Source organism: Paenibacillus sp. CMM36, from assembly GCF_053570945.1.
This window is the reverse complement of sequence record NZ_JBSEDY010000039.1, coordinates 1-6,374: the sequence shown is the minus strand read 5'-3', so window position 1 is coordinate 6,374 and position 6,374 is coordinate 1. Positions and strand designations below refer to the sequence as shown.

Sequence of the window (6,374 nt, the reverse complement as noted above, 5' to 3'; positions counted from 1 at the left end):
CACTCGTTGTTCAGTTTTCAAAGATCAAACATTTCTCTTTCTCTGCGTTTTTCAGCAGCTATAAGATCATATCATGTTCGTTTCAAAAATGCAAGGGTTATTTTTTCTTTTTTTTTAAAAATACATTTCACCCAAGCTTTTCGCTTTTGAAACTGCTGTTTTGTTGTCAGCTCAAATAATATATCATTTTCGGCCAGAGAAAGCAACTTGTAAAAATATCCCTTTTTTTTAAAATATGGGATTTCTTCCTCCTTTTATTTAACCATTATTAGAATTAGCTCCACTGTTACTTCAAAACGGTTGGTGCATAAAATGTCATGCATTCAGTTCCATTTAATATATATACTTTATTGCTAATTAGCCGCTATACGACGTTAATTAGTTATTTGGTAATCTATGTTGTTCGTACCCCATGCGCTAGATTGCTATAAGACCTGCGGCAAGGCGAAGTCTCTTGGACCCCGCCTAATGGTATTCATATATTAGAGGCGACAAATTTCATGGGCACATTGGCCGTACGAAGGACAGCAGCACATGCCACGTAATACCTTGAGATCGTGAATGACAATCTTTCCATCCCTTGTATCTAGGGTTCCCTGTTCTTTCAGCGCGCTCAGCATCCGGTTCACGCTCTCGCGCGTCGCTCCAATCATCTCACCTAATTCGGAGTGACTTAGCTTCATATTTAATAAAATGCCATCCTTCACAGCCACGCCACATGTATTGCTAGCACGGATCAATGTAGACGCTAACGCTCCAGTTTTACCATACAACAGTAAGTCCCGAAAACGCGATTGCATAATGCGTTGCTTCATCGCCATCCACTGGATGAACTGAAGCGCCATTTCCCCATTTTTGGACAAGAGCGACTCCAGATCCTTAACAAGCACGACGCCTAACTCACACACATCGGCTGTTTCCGCAGTGCAACTATACTCTTCTCCATCTATTCCGCTAAATTCCCCAATTAAGTCGCCTTGATGCTGAATGGTCAGAATCAGTTCTTTACCATCTTCTGTCGATTTACGAAGTTTGACATGACCTGAATGTATATAATAAAGCTGCTCTGCATCATCGCCCTCTCGGAAAAGCATAACGCCTGCCTTTACCTTCTTCCAGGACATAATATCTTTTAGCAGATCAAAATGCTCATCTGTCAAATAAATCTGAATTCCCGTGCGTTCCGCTTCGTCCCCAAACCGTTCCATACAAGTGGCTTGCATGTTAGCGTCCTCCTCGTGTTTACCTGATATCTATATCATAATGTTTTAACGCCTGGGTTGTTATCGGGAGAACACCTGATTTTATACCTTCCTACTCCCTGATTTGCTGTGATAAATATCACTTCTGAAGTAAGCTAACGCCCCATTTATCGACCATTTCCCTACTCCTTATCCGACCAGATGAAAAGTCAGTGTTTCCTGCGCCTATAGATCAGGGGGTTCCCCGATCTACTTTTGCAACTGTCGAAACTACAATGAACTAGAGATATAGTTTGGTTATGAAAAAGGATGTGTCTTCTATGCTACAAATAACGGATGAAATGCGAAAAGAACTGAACCAGTTAAGAGATACTATTTATGGTGATCTCACTGCCCTCGCATTTATGTCCAAGTCAGGTGGTAAGTTGCATTGGTATTACGCCTCTGGTAGCCGAAGCAATCGCTATCGACTTATTTCTTTTAAGATTGGCCATGGTATTGCCGGTATGGCTGTTCGCTTGGGACGTACCGTAACTGTAAGTGCTTTGCTATCAGGTAGTATACGTCTGCGTCAGGAATGTGCACTAATGCTGGCCGAGCAGCTTCACTCTGCTGTTGCCATTCCCTTTTCCAGCACAGGAGATCTGCCCAACGGTGTGCTGCTTCTTGGTAATCGTGATGTGAGGATGTTCACAGAGTCTGATATAGCCGAGGCTACTCAAGTAGCTCAACGCCTTAGCCAACTATGTGCTTACCCTCTCACTCCATAGCTCAACAATGTTTCTATAGATAATGATCCTCATCAGATACTTGATATAGCTGTCCCTAACTATCTTTGTTGATTGAAATCCCTAAAATTTGCTATGATTATGACAAAACGTACGGTTTTTTACCGTTCGAGGGGATGACAAATTGATTCGTATACTAGTAGTGGATGATCACGTTGTCGTACGTTCTGGCCTCATGGCCCTATTGGACGGCAAAAACGGTATTAAGGTAGTAGGAGATGCAGCAGACGGGGATGAGGCAATCCGCAAGGCATTGGAGCTACAACCTCATGTTGTGCTCATGGATTTTAGCATGCCACCTGGAAAAGATGGTCTCACAGCAACCACTGAATTAAAAAAACAGCTGCCCGATACAGAAGTCCTTATTTTAACGATGCATGACGATGAAGAATATCTGTTCCGAGCCATTCAAGCTGGAGCATCCGGATATATTTTAAAAAGCGCACCTCACGAGGAGTTACTCGCTGCCATCCAGTCTGTGGCCGAAGGTAGTGCCTATTTGTACCCGAATGCAACCAAACGACTGATGAGTGAATATCTGGACAAAATCAAACAGGAAGGCATAGCCGGACCCTATGAATCCTTGTCTGAGCGGGAAAAAGAGATTCTATCCTGGGTAGCCAAAGGATATGCCAACAAGGAAATTGCCGAGCACCTGGTGATTAGTGTCAAAACCGTAGAGTCCCATAAAAGCAATCTTATGGAGAAGCTTAACTTGAAAACACGACCTGAGCTAGTCAAATTCGCACTAAAAAAGGGGCTACTCCATTATGAATGAACCTTCTAACCCTTTACTGCAGCATGCCTTTGGTGAATCAACCGATAAACTGCTGAATGATCTGGAAATTTATATACCAGAATCCCCTTTTCTTCATGCGCTGCGTAACTCACTCCACCAATTATCCAATCTGAAATTTGCCCTAGATACGTCTTCCATCGTTGCTTTGACCGATCATCGAGGTATTATTCAGTACGTAAACGACAAGTTCTGTGAGATTTCGCAATACAGTCGTGAAGAGCTGATCGGTCAGGATCATCGTCTCATTAATTCAGGCTATCATACCCCCGCCTTCATGAAAAACCTGTGGACTACGATCCGTTCAGGTGAGGTATGGCAAGGAGAAATACGTAATCGTGCTAAAGATAACAGCTACTACTGGGTGAATACTACGATCGTTCCGTTTATGGACGAGGAAGGTAAACCCTATCAGTACTTAGCGATCCGCAATGAGGTCACTAAACTGAAGAGAGTAGAAGCTGAACTTCAGTCTATGATGACACAAGTCATGCAAATACAGGAAGAAGAACGTAAACGCTTTTCAAGAGAGCTGCATGATGGGATAGGGCAAAGCTTATTTTCACTTATTATCCAATTGGATAGCCAACTTGCCGAACAACCTAGTGCTACTCTGGAGAATCTCCGTTCGCAGGTGACCGACATCATCAAAGATGTTCGTGGTCTAGCGTGGGAACTTCGTCCCTCAGTTCTGGATGATCTGGGTGTCGTCCCAGCCATAAGAACCTATATTGAAAACTTCTGTTCTCATTACGGGATTGAGGTGCATTTTCAATGCAATCTACGTAAACGGGTTGATATTCGCAAGGAAATTGCAATTTATCGGATTGTACAAGAGGCGTTAACGAATGTAGCCAAATACGCAGATGTAGCAGAGGCATATGTCGACGTTGAGGATCAAAATGAAATGATACAAGTGACCATTCGGGATAAAGGCATTGGATTCTCTGGAAAGTCCCAAGGAGAGGGAGTTGGATTGTTCAGTATGGAAGAACGAGCTAGAGGGGTAGGGGGATTTATGAGCATAACCTCTGCTCCAGACGAGGGAACCTCCATCCAGCTAACCATTCCCGTGTAAAAACTGTCCACTAGATCGGTTATCGGTGTATGCCAGTTGTATGATCAGAACGAATACACCGATACCGAAGATTATGGATAATCAACACATTGTGGATTACATGAGGATAAATACAAAAAAAGAGAGAGCTCTGTCCCCAGACAGGCTCTCTTTATTTATAAGGTGTCACCACTGAGGCAACAAGAATCCGCTATAGCAAAAAGCGGGTGATGGGAATCGAACCCACGCTACCAGCTTGGAAGGCTGGAGTTCTACCATTGAACTACACCCGCAAAACAGTATCGGGATGACACGATTTGAACATGCGACCCCCTGGTCCCAAACCAGGTGCTCTACCAAGCTGAGCTACATCCCGACATTATACATTTTTTTAAGAAATGGCGCGCCCTGAGAGATTCGAACTCCCGGCCTTTTGATTCGTAGTCAAACGCTCTATCCAGCTGAGCTAAGGGCGCATATTAAATTCCATAATGAGTAGTCAAGGCGCCACCCAGATTTGAACTGGGGATGAAGCTTTTGCAGAGCTTTGCCTTACCACTTGGCTATGGCGCCGTATGGATAATGGAGCGGACGACGGGAATCGAACCCGCGACCCTCGCCTTGGCAAGGCGATGCTCTACCGCTGAGCCACGTCCGCAAAATATGGTGCGGTCGAGAGGACTCGAACCTCCACGGGGGGTTAGCCCACACGGACCTGAACCGTGCGCGTCTGCCAATTCCGCCACGACCGCAAAATAATTATAAATGGTGAGCCATGAAGGACTCGAACCTTCGACACCCTGATTAAAAGTCAGGTGCTCTACCAACTGAGCTAATGGCTCTTAATGGCTGGGGATATAGGATTTGAACCTATGCATGACGGAGTCAAAGTCCGTTGCCTTACCGCTTGGCTAATCCCCAATAAATTAAGAATAAAGGGCGGCCGATGGGGCTTGAACCCACGAATGCCGGAGTCACAGTCCGGTGCGTTAACCACTTCGCCACGACCGCCATATGATTATGAAAAGACTGGTGGAGGATGATGGATTCGAACCACCGAACCCGTAAGGGAGCAGATTTACAGTCTGATGCGTTTGGCCACTTCGCTAATCCTCCAAAATGGTGCCGGCGAGAGGACTTGAACCCCCAACCTACTGATTACAAGTCAGTTGCTCTACCAGTTGAGCTACACCGGCACATTACTCATTTCCCACTTGAAAGGTGGCTCGGGACGGAATCGAACCGCCGACACGAGGATTTTCAGTCCTCTGCTCTACCGACTGAGCTACCGAGCCATATTAAATTTTATTACTACATCATATAATCCGCACTATATATGCCAATTATATATGAAGCTAAAATGGCGGAACTGACGGGATTCGAACCCGCGATCTCCTGCGTGACAGGCAGGCATGTTAGGCCTCTACACCACAGTTCCAGAGGCATTTCCAATAGGAAATTAATTGCGGGGGCAGGATTTGAACCTACGACCTTCGGGTTATGAGCCCGACGAGCTACCGAACTGCTCCACCCCGCGACATTAAAAAGCATTTCTCAAATTTTCTTATGGTGGAGGCTGAGGGGATCGAACCCCCGACCCTCTGCTTGTAAGGCAGATGCTCTCCCAGCTGAGCTAAGCCTCCATATTATGACCCGTAGGGGATTCGAACCCCTGTTACCTCCGTGAAAGGGAGGTGTCTTAACCCCTTGACCAACGGGCCTTGCAAAATAAGTTCTGGTCTCAATAAATTATGGCGGAGAGAGAGGGATTCGAACCCTCGCACCACTTTCGCAGTCTAACCCCTTAGCAGAGGGTCCCCTTATAGCCACTTGGGTATCTCTCCGAGTAGCGGCAGAGGGGATCGAACCCCCGACCTCACGGGTATGAACCGTACGCTCTAGCCAGCTGAGCTACGCCGCCACCTTAATATATAAAAGTCAGAAATATTCAAAATATGGCTCCCCGAACAGGACTCGAACCTGTGACAACTCGATTAACAGTCGAGTGCTCTACCAACTGAGCTATCAGGGAATATTGGTGGAGCCAAGCGGGATCGAACCGCTGACCTCCTGCGTGCAAGGCAGGCGCTCTCCCAGCTGAGCTATGGCCCCAATCTTTTTGTTATTCTAGAAGTGGTGGGCCTTAGTGGACTCGAACCACCGACCTCACCCTTATCAGGGGTGCGCTCTAACCAGCTGAGCTAAAGGCCCTAACATGTAAAAATTTATCATCCTCTAAAGGATATCGCTTGGCGACGTCCTACTCTCCCAGGACCCTGCGGTCCAAGTACCATCGGCGCTGGAGGGCTTAACGGTCGTGTTCGGGATGGGTACGTGTGGAACCCCTCCGCTATCGCCACCAAACATGAATTTGCTATGCAAATTCTACCGTATTGAAACTCGGTTCATCACAGCTGTGTGAATGAATTTCAATGCGTATTTCGTATGTATTTCTACATACGTTCAAGGTTACACCCTGAAAACTGGATCCGAAACTCTTTTGCGTTTTATCTTAGGATAAGCCCTCGACC

At 45.9% G+C, this 6,374-nt stretch carries 4 protein-coding genes, 21 tRNA genes and 1 rRNA gene; 3 read left to right on the top strand and 23 right to left on the bottom strand.

Features of this window, described 5'->3' with window-relative positions; genetic code table 11:
- Positions 1–482 precede the first annotated feature (482 nt).
- The gene (locus ACWA2B_RS27690; RefSeq protein ID WP_029516024.1) at positions 483–1,223 is read right to left on the bottom strand and encodes a Crp/Fnr family transcriptional regulator; all 741 of its coding nucleotides are present in this window, start codon (positions 1,221–1,223) and stop codon (positions 483–485) included.
- A 299-nt stretch (positions 1,224–1,522) separates the two neighbouring features.
- Here ACWA2B_RS27690 and ACWA2B_RS27685 point away from each other — a divergent pair, with 299 nt between their 5' ends.
- The 3 genes from ACWA2B_RS27685 (at position 1,523) to ACWA2B_RS27675 (ending at position 3,864) form a co-directional block, all read left to right on the top strand.
- Positions 1,523–1,972, top strand: coding sequence for a GAF domain-containing protein (locus tag ACWA2B_RS27685; RefSeq protein ID WP_029516025.1), 450 nt, complete (start codon positions 1,523–1,525; stop codon positions 1,970–1,972).
- Between the two features lie 142 nt (positions 1,973–2,114).
- Positions 2,115–2,768: a response regulator gene (locus ACWA2B_RS27680; protein WP_165150863.1), complete on the top strand. Its 654-nt coding sequence runs from the start codon at positions 2,115–2,117 to the stop codon at positions 2,766–2,768.
- The gene (locus ACWA2B_RS27675; RefSeq protein WP_029516027.1) at positions 2,761–3,864 is read left to right on the top strand and encodes a PAS domain-containing sensor histidine kinase; all 1,104 of its coding nucleotides are present in this window, start codon (positions 2,761–2,763) and stop codon (positions 3,862–3,864) included. Before ACWA2B_RS27680 ends, ACWA2B_RS27675 begins: the two co-directional genes overlap by 8 nt.
- Before the next feature lie 201 nt (positions 3,865–4,065).
- Here ACWA2B_RS27675 and ACWA2B_RS27670 read toward each other — a convergent pair.
- The 22 genes from ACWA2B_RS27670 to rrf all read right to left on the bottom strand — a co-directional run bounded on the left by ACWA2B_RS27670 (position 4,066) and on the right by rrf (position 6,207).
- A tRNA-Gly gene (locus tag ACWA2B_RS27670) sits at positions 4,066–4,136 on the bottom strand.
- 9 nt (positions 4,137–4,145) lie between these two features.
- Positions 4,146–4,219, bottom strand: a tRNA-Pro gene (locus ACWA2B_RS27665).
- Between the two features lie 23 nt (positions 4,220–4,242).
- A tRNA-Arg gene (locus ACWA2B_RS27660) sits at positions 4,243–4,319 on the bottom strand.
- A 26-nt stretch (positions 4,320–4,345) separates the two neighbouring features.
- Positions 4,346–4,416, bottom strand: a tRNA-Cys gene (locus tag ACWA2B_RS27655).
- 10 nt (positions 4,417–4,426) lie between these two features.
- Positions 4,427–4,501 (bottom strand) — tRNA-Gly (locus tag ACWA2B_RS27650).
- Between the two features lie 6 nt (positions 4,502–4,507).
- A tRNA-Leu gene (locus ACWA2B_RS27645) sits at positions 4,508–4,595 on the bottom strand.
- Between the two features lie 14 nt (positions 4,596–4,609).
- Positions 4,610–4,685 (bottom strand) — tRNA-Lys (locus ACWA2B_RS27640).
- A gap of 4 nt (positions 4,686–4,689) precedes the next feature.
- Positions 4,690–4,764: transfer RNA gene (locus tag ACWA2B_RS27635), tRNA-Gln, on the bottom strand.
- A gap of 17 nt (positions 4,765–4,781) precedes the next feature.
- Positions 4,782–4,854, bottom strand: a tRNA-His gene (locus ACWA2B_RS27630).
- 19 nt (positions 4,855–4,873) lie between these two features.
- Positions 4,874–4,959, bottom strand: a tRNA-Tyr gene (locus ACWA2B_RS27625).
- Positions 4,960–4,963: 4 nt separating this feature from the next.
- Positions 4,964–5,039, bottom strand: a tRNA-Thr gene (locus tag ACWA2B_RS27620).
- Between the two features lie 26 nt (positions 5,040–5,065).
- Positions 5,066–5,138: transfer RNA gene (locus tag ACWA2B_RS27615), tRNA-Phe, on the bottom strand.
- A 66-nt stretch (positions 5,139–5,204) separates the two neighbouring features.
- Positions 5,205–5,281, bottom strand: a tRNA-Asp gene (locus tag ACWA2B_RS27610).
- Positions 5,282–5,306: 25 nt separating this feature from the next.
- Positions 5,307–5,380: transfer RNA gene (locus ACWA2B_RS27605), tRNA-Met, on the bottom strand.
- Positions 5,381–5,410: 30 nt separating this feature from the next.
- Positions 5,411–5,486: transfer RNA gene (locus ACWA2B_RS27600), tRNA-Val, on the bottom strand.
- A gap of 6 nt (positions 5,487–5,492) precedes the next feature.
- Positions 5,493–5,564 (bottom strand) — tRNA-Glu (locus tag ACWA2B_RS27595).
- A 31-nt stretch (positions 5,565–5,595) separates the two neighbouring features.
- Positions 5,596–5,687 (bottom strand) — tRNA-Ser (locus ACWA2B_RS27590).
- Between the two features lie 3 nt (positions 5,688–5,690).
- Positions 5,691–5,764 (bottom strand) — tRNA-Met (locus ACWA2B_RS27585).
- 35 nt (positions 5,765–5,799) lie between these two features.
- Positions 5,800–5,875 (bottom strand) — tRNA-Asn (locus tag ACWA2B_RS27580).
- Between the two features lie 4 nt (positions 5,876–5,879).
- Positions 5,880–5,955, bottom strand: a tRNA-Ala gene (locus ACWA2B_RS27575).
- A gap of 22 nt (positions 5,956–5,977) precedes the next feature.
- A tRNA-Ile gene (locus tag ACWA2B_RS27570) sits at positions 5,978–6,054 on the bottom strand.
- Between the two features lie 36 nt (positions 6,055–6,090).
- Positions 6,091–6,207 (bottom strand): 5S ribosomal RNA (gene rrf, locus ACWA2B_RS27565).
- Between the last annotated feature and the right edge of the window lie 167 nt (positions 6,208–6,374).